The sequence below is a fragment of the Microbacterium fluminis genome (assembly GCF_051549805.1).
GTDB lineage: Bacteria > Actinomycetota > Actinomycetes > Actinomycetales > Microbacteriaceae > Microbacterium.
The window spans coordinates 350,186-371,905 of the sequence record NZ_CP196042.1 but is presented as its reverse complement, the minus strand read 5'-3'; the positions used below and the strand labels follow the sequence as shown (position 1 = coordinate 371,905).

14 protein-coding genes are annotated in these 21,720 nt (G+C 73.1%); 9 read left to right on the top strand and 5 right to left on the bottom strand.

Annotated features, from left to right (window positions below; genetic code table 11):
- The first annotated feature begins 127 nt into the window (after positions 1-127).
- The 4 genes from glgX (at position 128) to ACSJDX_RS01635 (ending at position 7,472) form a co-directional block, all read left to right on the top strand.
- Complete coding sequence (glgX, locus tag ACSJDX_RS01650; protein WP_438355026.1) at positions 128-2,332, top strand: glycogen debranching protein GlgX; 2,205 nt, start codon at positions 128-130, stop codon at positions 2,330-2,332.
- A gap of 4 nt (positions 2,333-2,336) precedes the next feature.
- Positions 2,337-4,685: a malto-oligosyltrehalose synthase gene (gene treY / locus ACSJDX_RS01645; protein WP_438353861.1), complete on the top strand. Its 2,349-nt coding sequence runs from the start codon at positions 2,337-2,339 to the stop codon at positions 4,683-4,685.
- Between the two features lie 175 nt (positions 4,686-4,860).
- Positions 4,861-6,594 carry a malto-oligosyltrehalose trehalohydrolase gene (treZ, locus tag ACSJDX_RS01640; protein WP_438353860.1) on the top strand — a complete coding sequence of 578 codons (1,734 nt, stop codon included), beginning with the start codon at positions 4,861-4,863 and terminating at the stop codon, positions 6,592-6,594.
- Between the two features lie 62 nt (positions 6,595-6,656).
- On the top strand, positions 6,657-7,472 hold the full coding sequence (locus ACSJDX_RS01635; protein WP_438353859.1) for a TspO/MBR family protein: 816 nt from the start codon (positions 6,657-6,659) through the stop codon (positions 7,470-7,472).
- Between the two features lie 214 nt (positions 7,473-7,686).
- On the opposite strand, the gene ACSJDX_RS01630 is transcribed toward ACSJDX_RS01635, so the two are convergent.
- Positions 7,687-8,427: a glutamine amidotransferase-related protein gene (locus ACSJDX_RS01630; RefSeq protein ID WP_438353858.1), complete on the bottom strand. Its 741-nt coding sequence runs from the start codon at positions 8,425-8,427 to the stop codon at positions 7,687-7,689.
- A 100-nt stretch (positions 8,428-8,527) separates the two neighbouring features.
- Here ACSJDX_RS01630 and ACSJDX_RS01625 point away from each other — a divergent pair, with 100 nt between their 5' ends.
- The 4 genes from ACSJDX_RS01625 to ACSJDX_RS01610 all read left to right on the top strand — a co-directional run bounded on the left by ACSJDX_RS01625 (position 8,528) and on the right by ACSJDX_RS01610 (position 13,989).
- On the top strand, positions 8,528-9,235 hold the full coding sequence (locus ACSJDX_RS01625) for an RNA polymerase sigma factor (protein ID WP_438353857.1): 708 nt from the start codon (positions 8,528-8,530) through the stop codon (positions 9,233-9,235).
- Positions 9,225-9,695, top strand: a complete 471-nt coding sequence (locus ACSJDX_RS01620; RefSeq protein WP_438353856.1) for a hypothetical protein — start codon at positions 9,225-9,227, stop codon at positions 9,693-9,695. Before ACSJDX_RS01625 ends, ACSJDX_RS01620 begins: the two co-directional genes overlap by 11 nt.
- A gap of 46 nt (positions 9,696-9,741) precedes the next feature.
- On the top strand, positions 9,742-11,358 hold the full coding sequence (locus ACSJDX_RS01615) for a S8 family peptidase (RefSeq protein WP_438353855.1): 1,617 nt from the start codon (positions 9,742-9,744) through the stop codon (positions 11,356-11,358).
- Positions 11,359-11,427: 69 nt separating this feature from the next.
- A complete protein-coding gene (locus ACSJDX_RS01610) occupies positions 11,428-13,989 on the top strand; it encodes a CHAT domain-containing protein (protein WP_438353854.1) in 2,562 nt (853 codons plus the stop codon).
- Positions 13,990-14,295: 306 nt separating this feature from the next.
- On the opposite strand, the gene ACSJDX_RS01605 is transcribed toward ACSJDX_RS01610, so the two are convergent.
- The gene (locus ACSJDX_RS01605; RefSeq protein WP_438353853.1) at positions 14,296-14,946 is read right to left on the bottom strand and encodes a LysR substrate-binding domain-containing protein; all 651 of its coding nucleotides are present in this window, start codon (positions 14,944-14,946) and stop codon (positions 14,296-14,298) included.
- Positions 14,947-15,103: 157 nt separating this feature from the next.
- Between ACSJDX_RS01605 and ACSJDX_RS01600 the strand changes: the two genes are divergently transcribed.
- The gene (locus ACSJDX_RS01600) at positions 15,104-15,505 is read left to right on the top strand and encodes a DUF1304 domain-containing protein (protein ID WP_438353852.1); all 402 of its coding nucleotides are present in this window, start codon (positions 15,104-15,106) and stop codon (positions 15,503-15,505) included.
- Between the two features lie 3 nt (positions 15,506-15,508).
- Here ACSJDX_RS01600 and ACSJDX_RS01595 read toward each other — a convergent pair whose 3' ends face one another.
- The 3 genes from ACSJDX_RS01595 to ACSJDX_RS01585 all read right to left on the bottom strand — a co-directional run bounded on the left by ACSJDX_RS01595 (position 15,509) and on the right by ACSJDX_RS01585 (position 21,703).
- Positions 15,509-15,916, bottom strand: coding sequence for a transferase (locus tag ACSJDX_RS01595; protein WP_438353851.1), 408 nt, complete (start codon positions 15,914-15,916; stop codon positions 15,509-15,511).
- Between the two features lie 118 nt (positions 15,917-16,034).
- The gene (locus tag ACSJDX_RS01590; RefSeq protein ID WP_438353850.1) at positions 16,035-16,808 is read right to left on the bottom strand and encodes a DNA-formamidopyrimidine glycosylase family protein; all 774 of its coding nucleotides are present in this window, start codon (positions 16,806-16,808) and stop codon (positions 16,035-16,037) included.
- Positions 16,809-16,939: 131 nt separating this feature from the next.
- Positions 16,940-21,703 (bottom strand): ATP-dependent helicase, encoded by a 4,764-nt coding sequence (locus tag ACSJDX_RS01585; protein WP_438353849.1) that lies wholly within the window; start codon positions 21,701-21,703, stop codon positions 16,940-16,942.
- Between the last annotated feature and the right edge of the window lie 17 nt (positions 21,704-21,720).

Here is a 21,720-nt window from a genome sequence, read left to right as displayed (position 1 = left end):
GATGCTCCGGCGGCCGGCTGTCAAGGGTCGGCGGCGATCCGGCCGGTACGGCATCCTCGAAGCCATGACCGACACGGCCGCGCAACATCAGCGGGATAGGGTGAAGTCCCTTCAGGAAGAGGATCGCATGCACGCGTGGCCGGGATCGAGTTATCCACTCGGGGCGACCTTCGACGGAAACGGCACCAACTTCGCGCTGTTCAGCGAGGGCGCCGAGAAGGTCGAGCTCTGCCTGTTCGGCGACCGCGGCAAGGAGACGCGCATCCCGCTCGTCGACGTCGACGCCTTCGTCTGGCACGCCTACCTGCCCAACGTCCAGCCCGGGCAGCGGTACGGCTATCGCGTGCACGGACCGTACGACCCGGCATCCGGTCAGCGGTACAACCCGAACAAGCTTCTGCTCGACCCCTACGCGAAGGCCGTCGAGGGCCAGGTCGAGTGGGGGCAGTCGGTGTTCTCGTACGACTTCGGCGACCCCGACTCGCGCAACGACGACGACTCGGCCGCGTCGATGATGAAGGGCGTCGTGATCAACCCGTTCTTCGACTGGTCGGGCGACCGCCTGCCGAAGACGCCCTACGCCGAGACCTTCATCTACGAGGCGCACGTGAAGGGCCTCACCCAGCTGCACCCGCTCATCCCGGAAGACCTCCGCGGCACCTACAGCGGCATCGCCCACCCCGCCGTGATCGATCACCTCAAGAAGCTCGGCGTGACGGCGCTCGAGCTCATGCCGGTGCACCAGTTCGTCAACGACTCGACGCTGCAGGACAAGGGGCTGTCGAACTACTGGGGCTACAACACCGTCGCGTTCCTCGCCCCGCAGAACACCTACGCCTCGTCGGGCCAGCGCGGCCAGCAGGTGCAGGAGTTCAAGGGCATGGTGCGCGCGCTGCACGAGGCGGGCATCGAGGTCATCCTCGACGTGGTCTACAACCACACCGCCGAGGGCAACCACCTCGGACCGACCCTCTCGATGCGGGGGATCGACAACCCCGCCTACTACCGCCTCGAGGACAACGACAAGCGGTACTACACGGACTACACCGGCACCGGGAACAGCCTCAACGTCGGCAACCCGCACACCCTGCAGCTGATCATGGACTCGCTGCGCTACTGGGTGCTGGAGATGCACGTCGACGGGTTCCGCTTCGACCTCGCCTCGACCCTGGCGCGCGAGTTCTACGACGTCGACCGGCTCGCGGCGTTCTTCGAGCTCGTCCAGCAGGATCCGGTGGTCTCGCAGGTCAAGCTCATCGCCGAGCCGTGGGACGTCGGCCCCGGCGGCTACCAGGTGGGCAACTTCCCGCCGCAGTGGACCGAGTGGAACGGCAAGTACCGCGACACCGTGCGCGACTTCTGGCGCGGCGAGCCGCAGGCGCTCGGCGAGTTCGCGTCGCGCCTGACCGGGTCGGCCGACCTGTACGAGCACTCCGGACGCCGGCCCGTGGCATCCATCAACTTCGTCACCGCCCACGACGGCTTCACGCTGCGCGATCTGGTGTCGTACAACGAGAAGCACAACGAGGCCAACGGCGAGGACAACAACGACGGGGAGTCGTTCAACCGCTCGAGCAACAACGGCGTCGAGGGGCCGAGCGACGACCCGAAGGTCAACACCATGCGCTCGCGCCAGCAGCGCAACTTCATCGCGACCCTCCTGCTCAGCCAGGGTGTGCCGATGCTGCTGCACGGCGACGAGCTCGGTCGCACGCAGGGCGGCAACAACAACGGCTACGCGCAGGACAACGAGATCACCTGGCTCGACTGGGAGTCGATCGACCAGCCGCTGATCGAGTTCACCGCGGCGCTCGTGCGGCTGCGCCGCGACCACCCCACGTTCCGCCGCAGCCGGTTCTTCAACGGCCGCCCGGTGCGCCGCGAAGAGGGCGCTCCCGTGCCGGACATCGTGTGGCTGCGCCCGGACGGCACGACGATGCAGCCGGAGGACTGGGACTCCGGCTTCGGCCGCGCGGTCGGGGTGTTCCTCAACGGCGGCGGCATCCGCGAGCGCGACAGCCGCGGCGAGCCGATCAGCGACAAGCACTTCATCGTGCTGTTCAACGCCGGTGACGAGCCGGTCGACTTCACCCTGCCGACCGACGAGTACAGCCCGAAATGGGACGTGCTGGTGGACACCGCCGGGCAGCGCGCCGACTCCGCCCCGATCGAACCGGGCGACGACATCGCGATCGAAGCCAAGGCGCTCATGGTGCTGTGCGAGCACGACGTGCCCGAGCCGGAGGTCGACCACTCCGTCGCGGCATCGCTCGTGGCGCTCGCCGACAACGAGAACCCGCCGCACTCCTCGCCGGCGGAGCTGCGGAGGTAGCGCCGTGGCCGTTCCGACGTCGACCTACCGACTGCAGATCCGGGCGGAGTTCGATCTGGATGCCGCGGCCGCCGTCACCGGCTATCTCCAGCGCCTCGGCGCGGGGTGGGCCTACCTGTCCCCGCTGCTGACCGCGACACCGGGGTCGGATCACGGCTACGACGTCGTCGACGTGTCGGCGGTCGACCCCGCCCGCGGCGGTCCCGAGGGACTGGAGAGGTTCGCGGATGCCGCGCGGGCGGCCGGGCTCGGCATCCTGATCGACATCGTGCCCAACCACATGGGGGTCGCCGTGCCGCGGGTGAACGCGGCGTGGTGGGACCTGCTGCGGCTCGGACGGGAGTCGGCGTACGCCGAGTGGTTCGACGTGGACTGGGCGGTCGCCGACGGGCGCGTGCGCGTGCCGATCCTCGGGGCGCCGCTGGACGAGGTGATCGACGACCTCGTGGTGGATGCGGCGGGCACGCGGCGGGCGCCCGACGGCGTGCTGCGCTACTTCGACCACGAGCTGCCGCTGGCCCCCGGGTCGGCGGGTGCGGGCGACATCCGGGCGGTGCTCGATCGGCAGCACTACGAGCTGCGGTTCTGGCGCGACGAGGCGAGCGAGCTGAACTACCGCCGGTTCTTCGCGGTGACGACGCTCGCCGGCGTGCGGGTGGAGCTGCCCGGCGTGTTCGACGCGACGCACGCCGAGATCCTGCGATGGGTGCGCGACGGCATCGCCGACGGGCTCCGCGTCGACCATCCCGACGGCCTGCTCGACCCCGGCGCGTACCTCGCACGGCTCGACGCCGCGATGCGCGCGGCGGGCGCCGACGAGCCGTACGTGCTGGTGGAGAAGATCCTCGAGCACGGCGAGGAGCTGCCGTCCTGGTGGGACACCGCGGGCACCACCGGCTACGACGCGCTCGGCGAGATCGACCGCGTGCTCATCGACCCGGCCGGTCAGGCGGGCCTCGACGCCCTCGACGCGCGCCTGCGGGCCGAGACGGGGCTGCCCGCACCGCTGCCGTGGCACGACCTCATCCACGACACCAAGCGCATGATCGCCGACACGATCCAGGTCGCCGAGATCCGCCGACTCGTGCGCGAACTGCCCGACGGCGGCGGCGCGGAGACCGACGACGCCCTCGCCGAGCTGCTGGCCTGTTTCCCGGTCTACCGCTCGTACCTTCCCGAGGGGCGTGAGCATCTCGACCAGGCGGCGGCCGAGGCATCCGCTCGTCGTCCCGACCTCGCCGGAGCGATCGCCGGGCTCGTGCCCGTGCTGGCCGATCCGGCGCACGCCGCGGCCCGGCGCTTCCAGCAGACCACCGGGCCGGTCATGGCCAAGGGCGTCGAAGACACCGCGTTCTACCGGTTCACGCGGCTCGGGTCGCTCACCGAGGTCGGCGGCGATCCGTCGGTGTTCGCCTTGCCGGTCGCGGGCTTCCACGCCGCGCAGGAGGCCCGGCTCGCCGCCTGGCCGCGAGCGATGACGACCCTCTCGACGCACGACACCAAGCGCGGCGAGGACGTGCGGGCCCGGCTCGACGTGCTGGCCGAGCTCCCCGACCGGTGGGCGGAGGTGGTGGACGGATGCCGCGCTCGCCGCTCGAGTGGACACGGACCCTTCGACAACCTGCTGCTGCAGGCGATCGTGGGGGCGTGGCCCGCGTCGCGCGAGCGACTGCACGCCTACGCCGAGAAGGCGTCGCGCGAGGCCGCGGAGGCGACCGGCTGGTGGGATCCCGACGCGGCGTTCGAGGAGCGCATGCACGCCGTGGTCGACGCGGTGTTCGACGACCCCGCGATGGCAGCGCTGATCGACGGCTTCGCGGCCGAGATCGCCCCGTACGGCTGGTCGAACTCGCTGTCGGCGAAGCTACTGCAGCTCGCCGGTCCCGGCGTGCCCGACGTGTACCAGGGCTCGGAGCTGTGGGAGATGTCCCTCGTCGACCCCGACAACCGTCGCCCCGTCGCCTTCGCCGAACGCGACCGCATGCTGGCCGCCCTCGACGCCCCGGGCGCCGAGCTCCCGCCGATCGACGCGTCGGGGGCCGCGAAGCTGCTGCTGGTTTCCCGCACCCTGCGCCTGCGCCGCGACCGGCCCGAGCTGTTCACCCGGTACACCCCGGTGGAGGGGGCGGGGGAGGCATCCGGTCACGTCGTCGCGTTCGACCGCGGCGGCGCGATCGCCGTCGCGACACGGCTGCCCGTGGGCCTCGCGGCCCTCGGTGGATGGGGGGACACGAGGCTGCCGTTGCGGGCAGCGGCCTCGGATGCGCTCACCGGCCGTACGTTCGCCGCGGGAGACGTGCCGCTCGCCGAGCTGCTCGCGGTGTATCCCGTCGCGCTGCTGGTGGCCGAGTGAGTCGGGCTGCCGAGCGCGCGGTGCGCACGATTCCGGTCGCCTGTGCAGGGGTGCGGCCGGGCGCCGCGGGATTCCGCGGCGCGGGCAGCATGGCTCCGGCGAGCGACCGGAGTCGTCTGCGCCGCAGGAACGAGCGGAGTCCGACGGCACGACACCCCAGGACGAGGAGGAGCGGATGATCGAGGTGTGGGCACCGCGTGCGGAGCGCGTGCGACTGCGACGACCCGGGCACGGCGACGCCGAGCTGACCGCGGGAGAAGCCGGGTGGTGGCGCTCGGACGTCGCACTCGCCGACGGCGACGAGTACGGCTTCGTGCTCGGCGAGGGCGACGACCTGCGCCCCGACCCGCGCTCGAGGCGGCAGCCGCACGGGGTGCACGAGGCATCCGCGTGGTTCGACCCGTCACTGTTCGCGTGGACGGATGCCTCGTGGCCCGGCCGCCCCCTCGAAGGCGCGCTGATATACGAGCTGCACATCGGCACGTTCACACCCGAGGGCACCCTCGACGCCGCCGTCGCGCGCCTCGACCACCTCGTCGATCTCGGCGTCACGCACGTCGAGCTGCTTCCGGTGAACGCCTTCAACGGGCAGTGGAACTGGGGATACGACGGCGTGCTCTGGTACGCCGTGCAGGAGTCGTACGGCGGCCCCGCGGCATATCAGCGGTTCGTCGATGCCGCGCACGGGCGCGGCCTCGCGGTGATCCAGGACGTCGTCTACAACCACCTCGGCCCGAGCGGCAACTACCTCCCCGAGTTCGGCCCGTACCTCCGCGACGGACAGCGCAACACGTGGGGCGATTCGATCGACCTCGACGAGGACGCGGTCCGCGCCTACATCGTCGAGAACGCCCTGATGTGGCTGCGCGACATGCACGTCGACGGGCTGCGCCTCGACGCGGTGCACGCGCTGCACGACGAGCGCACCCCGCACATCCTGCAGCAGCTCGCCGAGGCATCCGATGCCCTGTCGGCCCAGCTCGGTCGGCCGCTCACGCTCATCGCGGAGTCCGACCTCAACGATCCGCGGCTCATCCAGACGCGCCCCGGAGGGTACGGGCTCGGCGCGCAGTGGTCGGACGACTGGCACCACGCGGTGCACGTCGCGCTCACCGGCGAGACGGCGGGCTACTACGAGGACTTCGCCGCCCTCGACGCCCTGCCGAAGGTGTGGACGAAGGGCTTCTTCCACGACGGCACGTACTCGTCGTTCCGCGGCCGTGATCACGGCTTCCCGATCCCCGGCGAGGTGCCGACATGGCGGCTCGTCACGTTCGCCCAGGACCACGACCAGATCGGCAACCGCGCCGCCGGCGACCGGATGTCGCAGGACCTGCCGTACGGCAGGCTCGCCGTCGCGGCCGTGCTCACCCTCACCACGCCCGGCACCCCGATGCTGTTCATGGGGGAGGAGTGGGGCGCCTCGACCCCGTGGCAGTTCTTCACGTCGCACCCCGAGCCCGACCTCGGAGAGGCGACGCGGAAGGGGCGGCTCGCCGAGTTCGTGCGGATGGGCTGGGACGAGTCGGTCGTCCCCGACCCGCAGGACCCCGAGACCTTCCGCCGCTCGAAGCTCGACTGGGCCGAGGTCGCCGACGGCGAGCACGCGCGACTGCTCGACCTGTACCGCCGGCTCGCGGCGCTGCGCCGCGAGCGCCCGGAGCTTCGGGATGCCTCGTGGTCGGCGCTGCGCGCCATGTCGGGCGGCTCCGACGACGACCCCGGCCGCCGCGCGTTCGCCCTCGGCCGCGGCGACTTGTCGATCCTCGTCAACCTCACCGCGTCCGAGGTGGGGTGGGACGTCGCCCCGGGACGGGTGATCCTGCTCTCCACCGACGACACCGCCCGTCTCGAGGACGGCGAAGCGATCCTCCCGCCCGACTCCGCCGCGATCATCGCCCCCGCCTGACCGGCGGCGACGACGGCTGTCAAGGCCTGGGCCGTCCCGGCGCGGATGCGTAGCGTGAGGGGATGAGCGACACCGAGGCATCCCGTCCCGCCGACCTCGGGCGGCAGATCGCGGTGATCGCCGCGTTCTGCTTCATGATCATCGGCGCCATGGTGGGCACCGGCCTGCTCGGCGGCACCGCTGTGCAGGACCTGCAGGGCGGGGCGCTCGACGCGGATGCCTCGTACCTCGCGCCCGCCCGACCGGCGTTCTCGATCTGGTCGGCTATCTATCTCGGTCTCGCCGCCTACACGATCTGGCAGGCGCTGCCGGGTCAGCGCGCGCGCCTGCGTCAGCGCACGGTTGGCTGGTGGATCGCCCTCACGATGGTGCTCAACGGCCTCTGGCTCGTGGTCGCGCAGTTCGCGACGCTGCCGCTCACCGTCCTCGCGATCGTCGTGCTGCTGGTCGCGCTCGGTCTCACGTTCCGTCGCGCGGTGACGAGCCGGCTCACGGGGGAGGGCTTCCTGGACGCGCTGCTGATCGACGGCGTCACGGGTCTGCACCTCGGGTGGGTGACGCTGGCGACGGTCGCCAACACCGCCGCGTGGCTCACCGCGACGGGGCCGGCCGCGTGGGAGGCATCCGCCACCCTCTGGGGCATCGTCGTGCTCGTCGTCGTCGCGCTGATCGGGCTGGCGATCGGCTTCTTCGGCCGCTGGCGCATCGCGCCCGCCCTGGCCCTGGCGTGGGGACTGTGCTGGCTCGCGGCCGCCCGTCTCGCCGGTGCGCCGTCGGCGCCCGAGATCGGGGTGACCGCGCTGCTGGTGGCCGCCGTGGTCCTCCTGCCGACCGTGGTCATCGCGGGACTGCGCCTGGTGCGCCCCGACGTCGACTGAGCCCGTCGACATCGCTGAGCCCGTCCAGGTCGCGGAGCCCGTCGAAGCGTCGCCCGGTCCGCCTGTCGACCCGGCCCGGTGTTCACAATTCAGGCTGCTTCACCCCGCGCCGACCGCGGATCCCCGCCGTTTCGGGCGCGACGGGCGACGCCCGATCCGCGCAGCCTGAATTGCCAACCGAAACGGCCGAGAAGACCGGCCCCGACGGCCGGCGTCAGGCGGGGCCGAACGCGCGGGCGAAGGCGCGCAGCAGGCGTGCGGGCTCGGTGAGGGATGCCGCGAGCACCCGCTCGGCGATCAGGTCGTAGTCCTCGGCGGCGAAGTAGCCGTCGTCGCGGTAGACCGCCATGCGCTCGGTGAACGCCTTCGTGGTCGGCTCGGGGTGGAACTGGGTGGCGTACAGCCGCTCGCCGACGCGGTAGGCCTGCACCGGGCACGCCTCGTTCGTGGCCAGCAGCACCGCCCCGGGCGGCACCTCGCCCGCCCCCTCCTTGTGCGCAGTGAGCGCCGAGAACCGGGTCGCGAGTCCGCCGAACAGCGCGTCGCGCCCGCCCTCGGCGGTGAGCTCCACCGTGACCGGACCGGTGTCCTCGGGGTGCGCGCGGGACACCACGCCGCCGAGCAGGCGCGTGGCGACCCCGATCCCGTAGCAGGTGAACAGCGCGGCGGTGCGGGATGCCGCGGCCTCGCCGGCGATGCGCTCGAGCTCGGCCTCGACGCGCCGCTGGGTCTCGGTCTTGCTCGATTCCGGGTCGGTCAGGTTGAACGGGCTCCCGCCGACGAGGAAACCGCCGTAGCGCTCGAACACGTCGGCCGGGAGCGGCGCCCGGACGAGGTCGTGCTGCGCGACATCCGCCTCCTCCAGCCGGAGTCCCCGGCGGAACGACGCGTACTCGGCCTCCGCGGCGCCGCGCTGCGGACGCACGCACACGTAGAGCAGGGGTGCAGAGGTCATGGGGTGGATTCTAAGCCGGACCGCCCGGGACGTCCTCCCGGCCGTCATGTATCACGCGGGCACTATCGCGCTCCTGCCTGGTGTGGACACAATGGGCGCTATGACGGCCGTCAACGACCGTGCGCATCCTTTCGACGAGCAGGCGGGGGCCGGGGCCGTCGAGGGTGCTGTCGCGCGCGCGCCCGAGTCGCCCGCGATCCACGATGCCGAGGCGGCGACCGCAGCATCCGATCCTCCCCGGTGGGAGCGCGCCGCGGCGCTGTTCCTGCGCTGGCGGGGTGGGGAGACGCGCGCGATGGACGAACTGGTCCGTCTCATGACGCCGGTGCTGTGGCACGTGGTGCGCTCGTACGGCCTCGACCGGGCCTTGGCCGAAGACGTCGTGCAGTCGACGTGGATGACCCTCGTGCGCCGGCACGAATCGATCACCGAGCCGCTCGCCATCTCGGGCTGGCTGACGATGTGCGCGCGTCGCGAGGCGTGGCGGGTGGGCAAGCTGCAACGACGTGCCGACCCGACCGAGACGGAGTTCCTCGAACCCCACCTGCCGGTGGCCGAGTCCGCCGAGCGCACCGCGCAGCAGGCGGCCGAGACCGGGCGCCTCTGGGGGGCGGTCGGCCGGCTGAACGAGCGGTGCCAGCGGCTGCTGCGCATCGTCGCGTTCGAGGAGCGTCCCGACTACGCGCGCATCGCCCAGGACCTCGCCATGCCGATCGGGTCGATCGGACCGACCCGGCAGCGCTGCCTCGGCAAGCTGCGTGCCCTGCTGACGGATGACGGATGGGCGGGAGACGACGATGGACGCTGAGGATACGGCGGCCGACGCCGCACTGTTCGCCCGGCTGCGCTCGGTATGGCGCGAGGTCGATCCGATGCCGGCAGACCTCGTCGACCGGATGGTCGCCGCGGTGGCCGTCGAGGACCTCAGCCGCGAGTACGCCCTCCTGACCCTCGTCGAGAGCGCCGACCTCGCGGCGGTGCGCGGCGAGGCCGACACCGCGACACTGCAGTTCAGCGACGGCGAGACGAGCGTGCTCGTGCACGTGACGGCGACCGAGAGCGGACGGCGCCGCATCGACGGGTGGGTGGATGCCTCGGCCCTCGCGATCCGTCTGGCCCAGGGCGAGCGGGAGTGGAGCGCCGACGCGGGCGAGCACGGCCGGTTCGCCTTCGATGCGGTGGAGCCGGGGGTGTCGCGGCTGCGGCTCGTGGTGCGCGGCGCCGACGGCACGATCCACGAGTTCCAGACGCCGCAGTTCGAGGTGTGATGCGGGTGACGCGGCGCGATGCGGGTGACGACGAGCGGGAGGCGCGATGAGCGACGGTGAGAACGCGACGGGCGGACAGCGGTACGACTGGAGGTCGCGCTACGACGCCGCGCGCGCCCGCGGCACGTCGCTCGACCCCAAGAGCGAGCCGATCGACGGCATCCGGCCGTACCCGACCTCGTACGACTCCGACCACCTGCTGGTGACCACCGCCGACGACGTCGGGCGGTTGGCGAAGATCCTCGACCTGCTGTCCGCGGCGGCGGCCGACTTCGGCTGGGGCGTGCGCCTGGAGAACCTCGACGGCACGCCCGTGGAGCTCCCCGTCGCGGTGGACCGCACGCGCCGCGCCCGCGCCGAGTTCGCGCTGCCCACGATCCACCGGGTGCGCATCGTGCCCGACCCGCAGCCCGACGCGGCGCAGCCGGTGCCCCCGATCGACGCGTGGCGCCTGCTGCAGCGGGCGCGCGCCCGCAACGGCGGCGCCGCGATCGAGGGCGTCGGGCTCGACCACGTGCTCGACGTCGATCCGTTCACCCGCACGAATCCGTTCACCCGCACGAATCCATTCACCCGCACGAATCCGTTCACGCGCACCAACGCGCCCGGAATGGACAGCTACGGCGACGTCGGCAGCGGCGGACGCCAGGTCGCCACCTATCTCGGGCCCGCGCCCCGGCGTCGCGTGCAGCCGACCGACGGCGGGCGCCGGCCGGTCGTGGCGATCCTCGACACCGGCTGCGGCGAACACCCCTGGCTGACCTCCGACATCGTCACCCGCTCGCCCGAGATCGACGGCCGGACCGTGGGGATGACGGATGCCTCGACCGACCCGGAGGTGCACGGCGACGTGGCGGGGCCCTACGACGGAGAGCTCGACGAGGCATCCGGTCATGGCACCTTCATCGCCGGCGTGGTGCGGCAGCTGTGCCCGGACGCCGACCTCGTGGCGATCCGCGTCGCCGACAGCCAGGGCACGGTGCTCGAGGGCGACTTCATGTACGCCGTGCGGTCGCTGGTGAAGGGGATGGCGCTGGGGACGGATGCCGGGGGTCGCGCGATCGACGTGATCAACCTGTCGCTGGGGTACTACCACGAGACCCCCGAGGACGACCTGTTCGATCGCACGCTCAGCCAGCTGCTGGTGGCCGCCCGGCTGCGCGGCTGCGCGGTGGTCTGCTCGGCGGGCAACGACGCGACCGACCGTCCGAGCTTCCCGGCGGCGCTGTGGCAGTGGGCCGGAGCCGACTATCTCGTCGACGATCCGGCCGACGCCGCACCCCACGTCGCCGTCGGGGCGCTCAACCCCAACGGCACGATGGCGCTGTTCAGCAACCTCGGTCCGTGGGTGACGACGTACGCGCCCGGCGCGGCGGTGATGAGCACCATGCCGCCCTTCAACGGCGGCACCCAGCCCGGCAGCCGCGACGACCGTCACCGGGTGCGGCGCGAGACGATCGACCCGGAGGACTTCGCCGGCGGCTTCGCACTGTGGAGCGGCACGTCGTTCGCCGCGCCGTACGTGGCGGGGATGCTCGCCGAGGCCCTGGTCGATGAGCTCGCCGCCGGCCCGGTGACCGACGGCGCACGCGGCGAGCTGCTCCGGAAGGCGCTGGCTGCGGCGGAGCCGGTGCTCGCGGCGCGCGGACCCCGCACCGTGTGAGCCCCGCCTCCCCGTCGCGGGCGAGGACTCCTGTTCCGGCGCGGGCGGGTGCAGCGCCATCATGGGGGGATGACGGCCACCGCCCGCGAGCAGCACCAGGTCGCCGTGGGGCTGGCCAACAGCGGTGACTACGGCGCGGCGCTGCGCCTGCTGGAGCGCGCCGAGCGCGCTTCCGACGGCCCCGACACGACCGCGCGCATCCTCGGCACGCGCGCCTACATCGTCGCCCGGTCCGGCGACGTCGCCGCGGGCGCGGAGATCTGCCTCGCGGCGCTCGCGGTCGACGGGATCAGCCCCGAGACCTTCGCGATCCTCGCCGGTCAGATGGGCTCGCTCGCCGAGCACGCCGGAAACCTCGCCGAGGCGGAGACCTGGCTCACGCGGGGCATCGACGCGCTGGAGACGCGCAGCGACGCGCTCGCCAACCTCGTCATGAATCGCAGCGTCGTGCACATGCAGCGCCGGCGGCTCGCCGACGCGGCCGCCGACGCCCAGCGGGCCACCGAGCTCTTCAGGGCGCGGGGCGACGCGGCCGACACCGCGCAGGCGCTGCACAACGAGGGCTACATCGCGCTGCTGCGCGGCGACCTCGTCGAAGCCATGCAGCTGATGGCGCGCGCCCGGCCGGCGCTGGCGGCGATGTCGCCGGTCGCGGCGGGGATCAGCGACGTCGACCGTGCCGAGGTGCTGCGCGATGCCGGTCTGGTGACCGAGGCCGAGCGCATCCTCACCCGGTCGGCGGAGCTGTTCGGCACCCACCGCATGCCGCACGATCGCGCGCAGGCCGAGCTGAACCTCGCCCGCTCGCTGCTGCTGCACGATCCGGTGCGGGCGCAGCGGCACGCCGCCGCCGCGCAGCGCCGGTTCCGCCGGCAGGGCAACGAGCGCTGGGCGCTGCGGGCCGAGGCGGTGCGGCTGCGCGGCGCCCTGGACGGCTGGCGTGCCGCGCGCGACGGTGAGGCGGCTCCCGGGCTCGTGGCCGACGCGGGAGCGGGCCCGTCCGACGGGGCCGTCGCGGCCGGAGGCTCCGTCAGCGGACCGACCGGACGACGCGGAGGGACGGCGGCGCGGCGCGCGCCGACCGCCGCCGTCGTCGCCCAGGTGGCGGGGAGTCTGGCGGCCGCCGGGTTCGGCAACGACGCCGCCGGGCTGCGGCTCTCGGCCGCACTCTCCCGCCTCCGTCGAGGGCTCACCGACGACGTGAGGGTGCGGATCGCGCCGTCCGCCTCGATGGAGGTGCGACTGCTCGCCTCCGAGGTGCAGGCCACACGCGCGGCCGTGCGCGGGCAGGGGGCGCGGGCGCGCCGGCATGCGGCGGCCGGGCTCGACGCGCTGGCGCAGTGGCGCCGCGACTTCGGCAGCCTCGACCTGCAGACCTCGACCGCGATGCACGGCATCGGGCTGCTGTGGACGGGGCTGACCTCGGCCGTGGACGCAGGTCGACCCGAGGCGGTGTTCGAATGGTCGGAGCGGGCGCGGCATCACAGCATCCAGATCGTCCCCCTGCGTCCGCCCCCCGACCCCGCGCTGGCCGACGACCTCGCCGAGCTGCGGATGCTGCGCGCCGACGACCAGGATGCGCTGATGGGTGTGCGGGCGGCCGAGCTGCAGGCGGCGGCGCGCCAGCGGCAGTGGGCGCAGACCGGGTCGATCCAGACCGAGGAGCGCGCGACCCTCGACGAGCTGCGGGCCGAACTCGACCCCGACACCGGCTACCTCGGCTACGTGCTGTCCGAGCGCGGACTCACGGCGCTCGTGGTCACGCGCTCGCGCGTGCAGCTGGTGCCGCTGCCCGAATGGGGCGCGGGGAGCCGGGCGATGGCGGGGCTGCGCGCCGACCTCGACATGGCCGCCTCGGTGCGCACGGGACCGCTCGCGCGCGTCGTGCGGGCCTCGCTGCACGATCGGCTCGCCGGACTGTCGCGCGTGCTGCTGGATGCTCCCGCCCGCGCGGCGGGCACGCGCCGCCTGCTCGTGACGGCGCCCGGCGCGCTGGCCGGCATCCCCTGGAGCATGCTGCCGGGCATGCGCGGTCATGCGTTCACGCTCGCGGGCTCGGCCTCCCGCTGGGTGCATCGCCACCGGGGGACGGATGCCGCGCCACGCTCCGCCGGATTCGCGGTGGGTCCGCGCGTGCCCCGTGGCGACGAGGAGGTGCGCATCGCGGCGGCGGCGTGGCGGGACGCGCGCGTCCTCCCGGCCGCCACCGTCGACGAGGTGGCCGCGCTCGCCGGCGACGTCGACCTGCTGCACATCGCCGCGCACGGCCGGCACGCGGTCGACAACCCGCTGTTCTCCGGGCTGGAGCTCGCGGACGGCGCGCTGTTCGGCTACGACGTCGACCGCATTCCGCGTCCGCCGCGCACGGTGGTGCTGTCGGCGTGCGAGGCCGGGCGCTCGTCGGTGCGGTGGGGCGAGGAGTCGATCGGGATGACCCGCGTGTGGCTGCACGCCGGCAGTCTGTGCGTCGTGGCTGCTCCCGTGGTCGTCGCGGACGACGACGCCTGCGAGCTGCTCGCCGAGATGCACGGCGCTCTGGCAGCGGGGATGCCGGCGGCGGATGCGCTGGCCGAGGCATCCGATCGCACCGGTATCGTGGCCCCGTTCCAGGCCCACGGGGCAGGTTTCTGACAGTTCTTCGACAGGGATGTATCAGGTCCGGCGCGGCGCGCTCCTGTCATACGGATCGGTGGTGCAAGGGCGGGTGGGGGGTTCCGCTCTCTGGGAGCCGCGCGGTGCTGGGGACATGTTCGGGCATGGGGACCGCAGCCGATCCGGAGGGGATGTCGCAGAGACCCAGGTCGGCGACATCCCCTCGCCTCTGCCCCCGGTCGCCCGGACCGGCCGTTGCCTTGTTCGTGCCACGAACGGGGCGGTTGCCACAGTGATTCGTGCGGGCGAACGCCGGAACGTGGCGCAGACGCGTGTCGTGCGGCCTCAGCGCGAAGAGTGGGCGGTGCGCCCGCGCACGATGCCGACGAACGCCTCGACGTCGGGGGTGGTGCGCTCGGCCGGCCACGCGAGGGCGACCGTCGAGGTCGGGCCGCCCCGGAGCGGGCGGTGCTCGGCGTCCTTGCGATGGTGCAGGCGCGCGAGCGACATCGGCACGACGACGATCCCGACCCCGGCCGCGACGGTCGCGATCGCGTCGCCGGTGTCGGCGGGCGGGTCGAAGCGCGGGGAGGCTGCGCCCGGGATCGCGGCGCTCAGCACCTCTGCCCCGAAGACGTCGTCGCGCGGCACGACGAGCACCTCGCCGACGAGGTCGTCCGCGCCGAGCTGTTCGGCGACGGTCAGCGCCGACTCGGCGCTGACGACGACCACCGGCACCTCGTCGTACAGTCGGATCACGTGCAGTCCGTCGTCCTCGAGCGGCAGCCGCACCAGTGCGGCGTCGAGCTCGCCCGACAGCAGGGCGGTGCGCTGGTCGCGCACCTCGAGGGGCACGAGCTCCACGGCGACCGCCGGCATCCGCTCCCGCCATGCCTGCACCCACTTGCCGGGCGTCGCCCCGGGGATCACACCCAGGCGGAAGACGCGCGGGACGGATGCCTCGGGCGCCGGCGGGTCGACGGTGGGGCGAGGCACTTTCGGGGCGGCCTTCGCAGACGGCTTCGGGGCGGCCCTCCTGCCCGCCGCGCCGCCCGTGCGCCGTGCGCCCGGAGCTGCGCGACGCCTGCCGCCGCTGCCCGCCACGCCGCCTCTCGCCACCCCGCCAGCGTAGCCGGGCGCTATCGTTCGGATCATGATCGCCATCATCGCCACCGTGTTCGCCGCCCTCGCCGGGCTCCTGCACGTGTACATCTTCGTGATGGAGAGCGTGCAGTGGACGCAGCCGCGGGTGTGGCGGCGGTTCGGCGTCGCCGACCAGGCTGCGGCCGACACGGTCAAGCCGATGGCCTACAACCAGGGCTTCTACAACCTGTTCCTCGCGATCGGCGCGATCATCGGCATCGCCCTCTTCTGGGCGGGAGGGGGCGGCGGAACCGTCGCCGATGTCGCCGGACGCACGCTGGTGCTGTTCTCGCTCGGCTCGATGGTCGCCGCCGCGCTCGTGCTGACGACGTCGGGCGCGAAGTACCTGCGTCCCGCCCTCGTCCAGGGCACGTTGCCGCTGATCGGCTTCGTGCTGTTCCTGTTCGCCTGACCCTCAGGCCGCCAGGCGCAGCCCCTTGCGGTCGGTCGCGACACGCTCGCCGTCGGCGATGATCTCGTCGTCGCCGATGAGCGAACCCACCGCGACCCGCGCCCCGGTTCCCACCTGGGTGCGGATGCCGATCTTGGCTCCGGCTCCGATCGCGGCGCCCGATCCGATGTGCGCGTGCGGGGAGATGTCTGCGTTCGGGCCGATGATGGCGTCGGATTCGACCCACACCCCGCGGCCGACGTGTGCGCCCGCGGCGATCTGCACACCGGGTTCGACATAGGCCCCGGTCTCCACGATCGCGCTCGCATGCACCTTGGCGCCGTGCGCGACCAGTCCCCGACCGTTGACGTGCTTGCGGTAACGCAGCGTCTCGCCCCGGTCGTTCTCGATGTCGATGTAGTTCTTGCCCACATTTCCCTCCGGCCGGTGCCCGGGAAGCACCGAGTAAATGAACAACCGCGAGATGCCACGGATCATTCCCGTGCATCGGTTGTTCGTCGCCGGAGGCCGAGCGGATGCCTCGATCCGGTCAGGTCTGGCAGACCGGGCACCAGAACACGTTGCGCTCGCTCGTGGCCGTCGCGCCCAGGGGACCGGAGCGGACGCGGGTGCCGCAGCGCCGGCACGGGCGGTTCTCCCGGCCGTACACCCACGTGCTGCGGCCCGCGCGGGCGTCGCCGGTGAACGAGCGCTCGGTGCGGACGACGTTCGCGCGGATCATGCGGGCGCCGAGATCGAGGACGGCCGCGGCATCCGTCTCGGTCGCCGGACGCGAGGGGAGGATGCCGCGCACGAACAGGATCTCGTTGGCGTACTCGTTGCCGAATCCGGCGACATTGCGCTGATCGAGCAGGGCGACGTGCACGGGGCGCGGGTCGGCGCCGAGGCGCCGGGCGGCCTCCGCGGGGTCCCAGTCGTCGGCCAGGGGATCGGGTCCGAGATGGCCGACGATGCGCTCCTCGTCGCGGGTGGGGAGCACCTCGACCATCGCGAGGTCGAAGCCCACCGTGTCGAACCGATCGTTGCCGACGATCGCGCGCGCCTTGTGCTCGGGCGCCCGCCACGAGCCGCCCCGGCGGTAGACGTGCCAGGCGCCCTCCATCTTGAGGTGGGAGTGGAGCGTGTGGTCGCCGATCCGCTCGAGCAGGTGCTTTCCGCGCGGGACCACCTCGTGCACCGTCTCGCCGCGCAGGTCGGCGGTGGCGCTGCCGGGCACGCGGATGTCGAACCGCACCACCTCGGTGCCGGCGAGCGCCTCGTGCAGGCGATGCGCGGCGCGGAAGACGGTGTCGCCCTCAGGCATGCCGCGCCCCCCGATCGGGGCGACGTCCGTCCGATCCGTCGGCATTCGGGGCACGTTTCGTGCTTCGGGGCGGATTCGCACCCGCCGCGCGGTGCGGAATCCGCCCCGAACCCCGGGAGGCGCCGTCGAAATCAGGCACGCGCGGCCCCGGCCCGGGCGATGTCGCCCGCCGTCTGCTTGCGCAGGGTGAGTCCGCGCGGCGACTCGACGAATCCGGCGTCGCGCAGCGCCCGACCCGCCGCGGTGCCGTACACGAACGCGCCGTTGACCTGCTCGATCGTGAGGGTGTCGAGACGGCGGGCCCGGGCGGTGCCGGCGAGGTCGCGCGCGGCGGCAGCGAGCAGCGCCTCGTCGTCGGTGAAGGCGAGCGCCGATCGCCCGCCGCGCTCGAGGTAGAGGGTGAGGGCTCCGTCGACGAGCACGACGAGACCGCCGGCCTTGCGCCCCGGCCGGTGCGTCACACCCTCCAGCCCCGGCCACGGCAGCGCCGCGCCGTAGGGGTTCGCCGGGTCGGTGGCGGCGAGTGTGACGGCACGCAGCGGTGCGGGGTCGGGGAGCCCGGCGACCTGGCGGAGCCGGTCGACGGTGGTCGATGCGGCGAACTGCGCGGCGCCGAGCTTCTCGATCACGTAGCCGCGACGGCAGTGCCCGGCCTGCTCGAAGCCGGCCAGCACGCGATACGCCTGCGCGAACCCCCCGGGAAGCCCCTCGGACTGCACCGAGCCCCGGGTCACGACGCCGTAGCGGTCGAGCAGGAGGCTGGCCGAGGCGGTCGCGCGCAGGGCGGCGTCGGGTTCGACGGCCGGAAGCAGCGACCAGCGACCGCCGATCGCGGGCGGGCGCGGCGGTGTCGTGCCCGTGGGGCGGGAGAGGCTCGTGCCGCGGTACAGCCGTGCGCGCGGCGCCTTGCGGGCGACGCGGTGCGTCTGGGCTCCGCCGCCGAGCAGCGTGCGGATGGGGGCGAACGTGTCGTTCGTGACCCGGCCCGCCCACGTCAGCTGCCACAGGGCGTCGATCACGGACTGCTCGTTGTCGGCATCCGTCATCTGCTTCAGTTGCGCGGCGAAGTAGGCGCCGCCGTTCTCGAGTGCCGCGAGCACCCGCTCGTCGAGAGACTCCGCGGTGACCTCGGTCTCGGGGGCGGCGAGGGTGAACGCCGCGACGTCGGCGGGGTGCAGCGCGATCCAGCCGTCGCGACCCGGCAGCGAGCCGTGCCCGGACCACAGCACCTCGCCGGTGGCGGTGAGCTCGTCGAGCATCGCGGGCGCGTAGTCGGAGACGCGAGAGGGCAGGATGAGCGACTCCCAGGCGCTGGCGGGGATCGGCACCCCCGCGAGCTGCTCGATGACCGCCGCCACCCCGTCGATGCCCTCCAGAGACCGGGTGACGTGCTGCCACACGGGCAGGAAGCGGGCGAACGCCTCCGGCGGCACCGGCTCGACGCTGCCGCGGATCGCGGCGAGCGAGCGCATGCGCAGCCGACGCAGCACCTCGGTGTCGCACCACTCCTGATCGTCGGTCGGCCGCGCGCCCGACCCGGACGCGGCGTCGGGGAGGAAGTACCCGCTCGTGACCCGTCCGCGGCTCTCGAGGCGCTGCAGCGTCTGGCGCGCGACGGCCACACCCATGCCGAAGCGGGTGGCGACGGCGTCGGCGGTGAACGGACCGTGGGTGCGTGCGTGGCGGGCGACGAGGTCGGCGATCGGATCGGGCAGCGGCTCGAGGAACGCATTCGGGATGCCGACGGGCAGCGGAACGCCGAGGGCGTCGCGCAGGCGTCCGGCGTCTTCGATGGCGGCGACGCGCGCGGCGCCGGCGATCGTGACGGGAATCGCGCGGCGGGCGTCGACGAGCGCGGCGAGGTGCGCGGCCGCCTCGTTCACGCCGGCGGCGTCTTCCCCGTCGGCCGGCTCGAGACGCAGCGCCACCTCGTCGGCGTCGAGCGGCCCGAGCACGCGGAGGAGGTCGGCGACGCCCTCGACGCCGCGGGCACGCCGTTCGTGATCGAGTCGCTGCGCCTCGCGCTCGAACTGCGCGATCACGTCGGGGTCGAGGAGCTCGCGCATCTCGACCTTGCCGAGCAACTCGCTCAGCAGCGCCGGATCGACCGACAGCGCCGCCGCCCGGCGCTCGGCCAGCGGCGAGTCGCCCTCGTACATGAACGCGCCGACATATCCGAAGAGCAGATCGCGGGCGAAGGGTGACGGCGACGACGGGGTCGTCTCGACGAGGCGGATGCGGCGCTCGCCGATGCTGCGTGCGATCCGCAGCAGCGCGGGCAGGTCGTAGACGTCCTGGAGCACCTCGCGGAGGGTCTCGAGGATGATCGGGAACGTGGGGTGCCGCTTGGCGACCTCCAGGAGCGCTGCCGAACGCTGACGCTGCTGCCACAGCGGGCTGCGCCGGCTCGGGTTCATGCGCGGCATGAGCAGCGCTCGGGCGGCGCATTCGCGGAAGCGCGAGGCGAACAGCGCCGAGCCGCCCACCTCGTCGGTGACGATCTGCTCCAGCTCGTCGGGGTCGAAGACGAACAGCTCGGCGTTCGGCGGGTCGGCCGTGGCATCCGGGATCCGCGCGATGATGCCGTCGTCGCTCGCGACCGCCGATCCCTCGACCCCGAGACGCTCGCGGATGCGGGCGTTGACGGCCAGCGCCCACGGCGAGTGGACCTGCATGCCGTAGGGGGAATGCAGGATGACGCGCCAGTCGCCCACCTCGTCGCGCCCCACTTCGACGGTGAGGCTCGTGTCGGTGGGCAGGGTGCCGGTGGACTCGCGCTGCTCGTCGAGGTAGGCGAGCAGGTTGCCGACGGCGTTGTCGTCGAGGCCCGACTCGTGCAGGCGCGCGATTGCCTTCTCGCGCGGGGCGGCCGCGACCTCGCGGTTGAACTTCCCGAGCGCCTCGCCCAGCTCGGCGGGGCGGCCGATGCCGTCGCCGTGCCAGAACGGCACCTTGCCCGGCTGCCCGTACGCGGGCAGCACGTTCACCCGGTCGTGGGTGATCTCGACGATGCGCCAGCTCGTCGTGCCGAGGGTGAACACGTCGTTGACGCGCGACTCGTAGACCATCTCCTCGTCGAGCTCGCCGACCCGGGCGTTCTGCGACTCGCCCGCGATGAAGACGCCGAACAGCCCGCGGTCGGGGATCGTGCCGCCGCTGGTCACGGCGATGCGCTGCGAGCCGGGCCGACCGGTCAACGTTCCGGCGTCACGGTCCCACACCAGGCGGGGGCGCAGCTCGGCGAACTCGTCGGACGGGTAGCGTCCGGCGAGCAGGTCGAGCGTGGCCTCGTAGGCCGACCGCGGCAGCGCACGGAACGGGGCGCTGCGCTTGACCGTCTCGAACCACTCCTCGACGTCGATCGAGCCGGTGGCCGATGCCGCGACGGTCTGCTGCGCGAGGATGTCGAGCGGATTCTGCGGCACCGAGATCGCCTCGATCTGGCCCGCGAGCATGCGCTCGGTGACGATCGCGGTGTGCAGCACGTCGCCGCGGTGCTTGGGGAACAGGGCGGCGCGGCTGACCTCGCCGACCTGGTGCCCGGCACGCCCGACCCGCTGCAGACCGGATGCAGCGCTCGGCGGCGCCTCGACCTGGATCACCAGATCGACCGCGCCCATGTCGATGCCGAGCTCGAGGCTCGAGGTCGCGACGACGCAGCGCAGAACCCCCGACTTCAACTCCTCTTCGACGAGGGCCCGCTGCTCCTTCGACACCGATCCGTGGTGGGCCTTGGCCAGGATCGCCGGCGCCCCGGCCGTCGCGCCCGCCTGCGCCATCATCGCCGCCGGGACGGTGGGGTCGGGGACGTCGATGCCCTCGCGCTCGGCGTAGATCTCGTTGAGCCGCCCGGTGAGCCGCTCGGCGAGCCGCCGGGAGTTGGAGAACACGATCGTGGACCGATGCTGCAGGATGCGGTCGACGATCGCCTCCTCGACGTGCGGCCACACCGAGCCGGTCATCTCCGTGCTCTCGGGACGCAGGCGGGCGTCGCTCTCGAGCCAGTCCGGCCCTGCCGCGGCACCGTTCGCCGCGGTGCCGGCATCGGCATCGGCCGCAGGGGCCTCGGCACCCGGGGGCGGCGGCGGGTTGAGCATGTCGTCGATGGGGACGACGACGCTCAGATCGAAGGCCTTCGTCGCCCGGGGCGCCACGATCTCGACCGGGGCCGCTCCGCCCAGGAACCGGGCCACCTCGTCGATCGGTCGCACGGTGGCCGACAGGCCGATCCGCTGCGCCGGGCCGATCCCCGGGGTGAGCTGTTCGCGGAGAGCATCGAGGCGCTCGAGGCTCACCGCCAGATGCGCGCCGCGCTTGGTGGCCGCGACCGCGTGCACCTCGTCGACGATCACCGTGTGGACGGCGGCGAGGGTGTCTCCGGCCTGGCTGGTGAGCATGAGGTAGAGCGACTCGGGCGTCGTGATGAGGATGTCGGGCGGGTCGGCGACGAGCTTGCGCCGGTCGGACGAGGTCGTGTCACCCGATCGCACGCCCACCGTCACGTTCGGCACCGGGATCCCGAGCCGGCGCGCGGACTGCCCGATCCCCACCAGCGGAGAGCGGAGGTTGCGCTCGACGTCGACGCCGAGGGCCTTCAGCGGGGAGATGTAGAGGATGCGCGTGGCCGGCGGCTTCTCGGCCGCGGAGGCGCGGCGGCGACCCTTCGCAGGAGCGGAGGCCGCGGCATCCGTCGGCTCCTTCTCACGGAACACGCGGTCGATCGCCCAGAGGAACGCGGACAGGGTCTTGCCGGAACCCGTCGGCGCCACCACGAGGGCGTGCTTGCCCGACGAGATCGCGTCCCACGCCCCCGCCTGGGCGGTCGTGGGCGCGCGGAACGCCCCGCGGAACCAGTCCGCGGTGGCCGGCGAGAAGCGCTCGAGCACATCGCTCATCCGTCCATCTTCGCCGT

Coding starts and splice junctions, on each gene's coding strand:
- glgX (WP_438355026.1), top strand. CDS start 128: ATGCACGCGTGGCCGGGATCGAGTTATCCACTCGGGGCGACCTTCGAC.
- treZ (WP_438353860.1), top strand. CDS start 4,861: ATGATCGAGGTGTGGGCACCGCGTGCGGAGCGCGTGCGACTGCGACGA.
- ACSJDX_RS01635 (WP_438353859.1), top strand. CDS start 6,657: ATGAGCGACACCGAGGCATCCCGTCCCGCCGACCTCGGGCGGCAGATC.
- ACSJDX_RS01630 (WP_438353858.1), bottom strand. CDS start 8,427: ATGACCTCTGCACCCCTGCTCTACGTGTGCGTGCGTCCGCAGCGCGGC.
- ACSJDX_RS01625 (WP_438353857.1), top strand. CDS start 8,528: ATGACGGCCGTCAACGACCGTGCGCATCCTTTCGACGAGCAGGCGGGG.
- ACSJDX_RS01620 (WP_438353856.1), top strand. CDS start 9,225: ATGGACGCTGAGGATACGGCGGCCGACGCCGCACTGTTCGCCCGGCTG.
- ACSJDX_RS01615 (WP_438353855.1), top strand. CDS start 9,742: ATGAGCGACGGTGAGAACGCGACGGGCGGACAGCGGTACGACTGGAGG.
- ACSJDX_RS01610 (WP_438353854.1), top strand. CDS start 11,428: ATGACGGCCACCGCCCGCGAGCAGCACCAGGTCGCCGTGGGGCTGGCC.
- ACSJDX_RS01600 (WP_438353852.1), top strand. CDS start 15,104: ATGATCGCCATCATCGCCACCGTGTTCGCCGCCCTCGCCGGGCTCCTG.
- ACSJDX_RS01590 (WP_438353850.1), bottom strand. CDS start 16,808: ATGCCTGAGGGCGACACCGTCTTCCGCGCCGCGCATCGCCTGCACGAG.
- ACSJDX_RS01585 (WP_438353849.1), bottom strand. CDS start 21,703: ATGAGCGATGTGCTCGAGCGCTTCTCGCCGGCCACCGCGGACTGGTTC.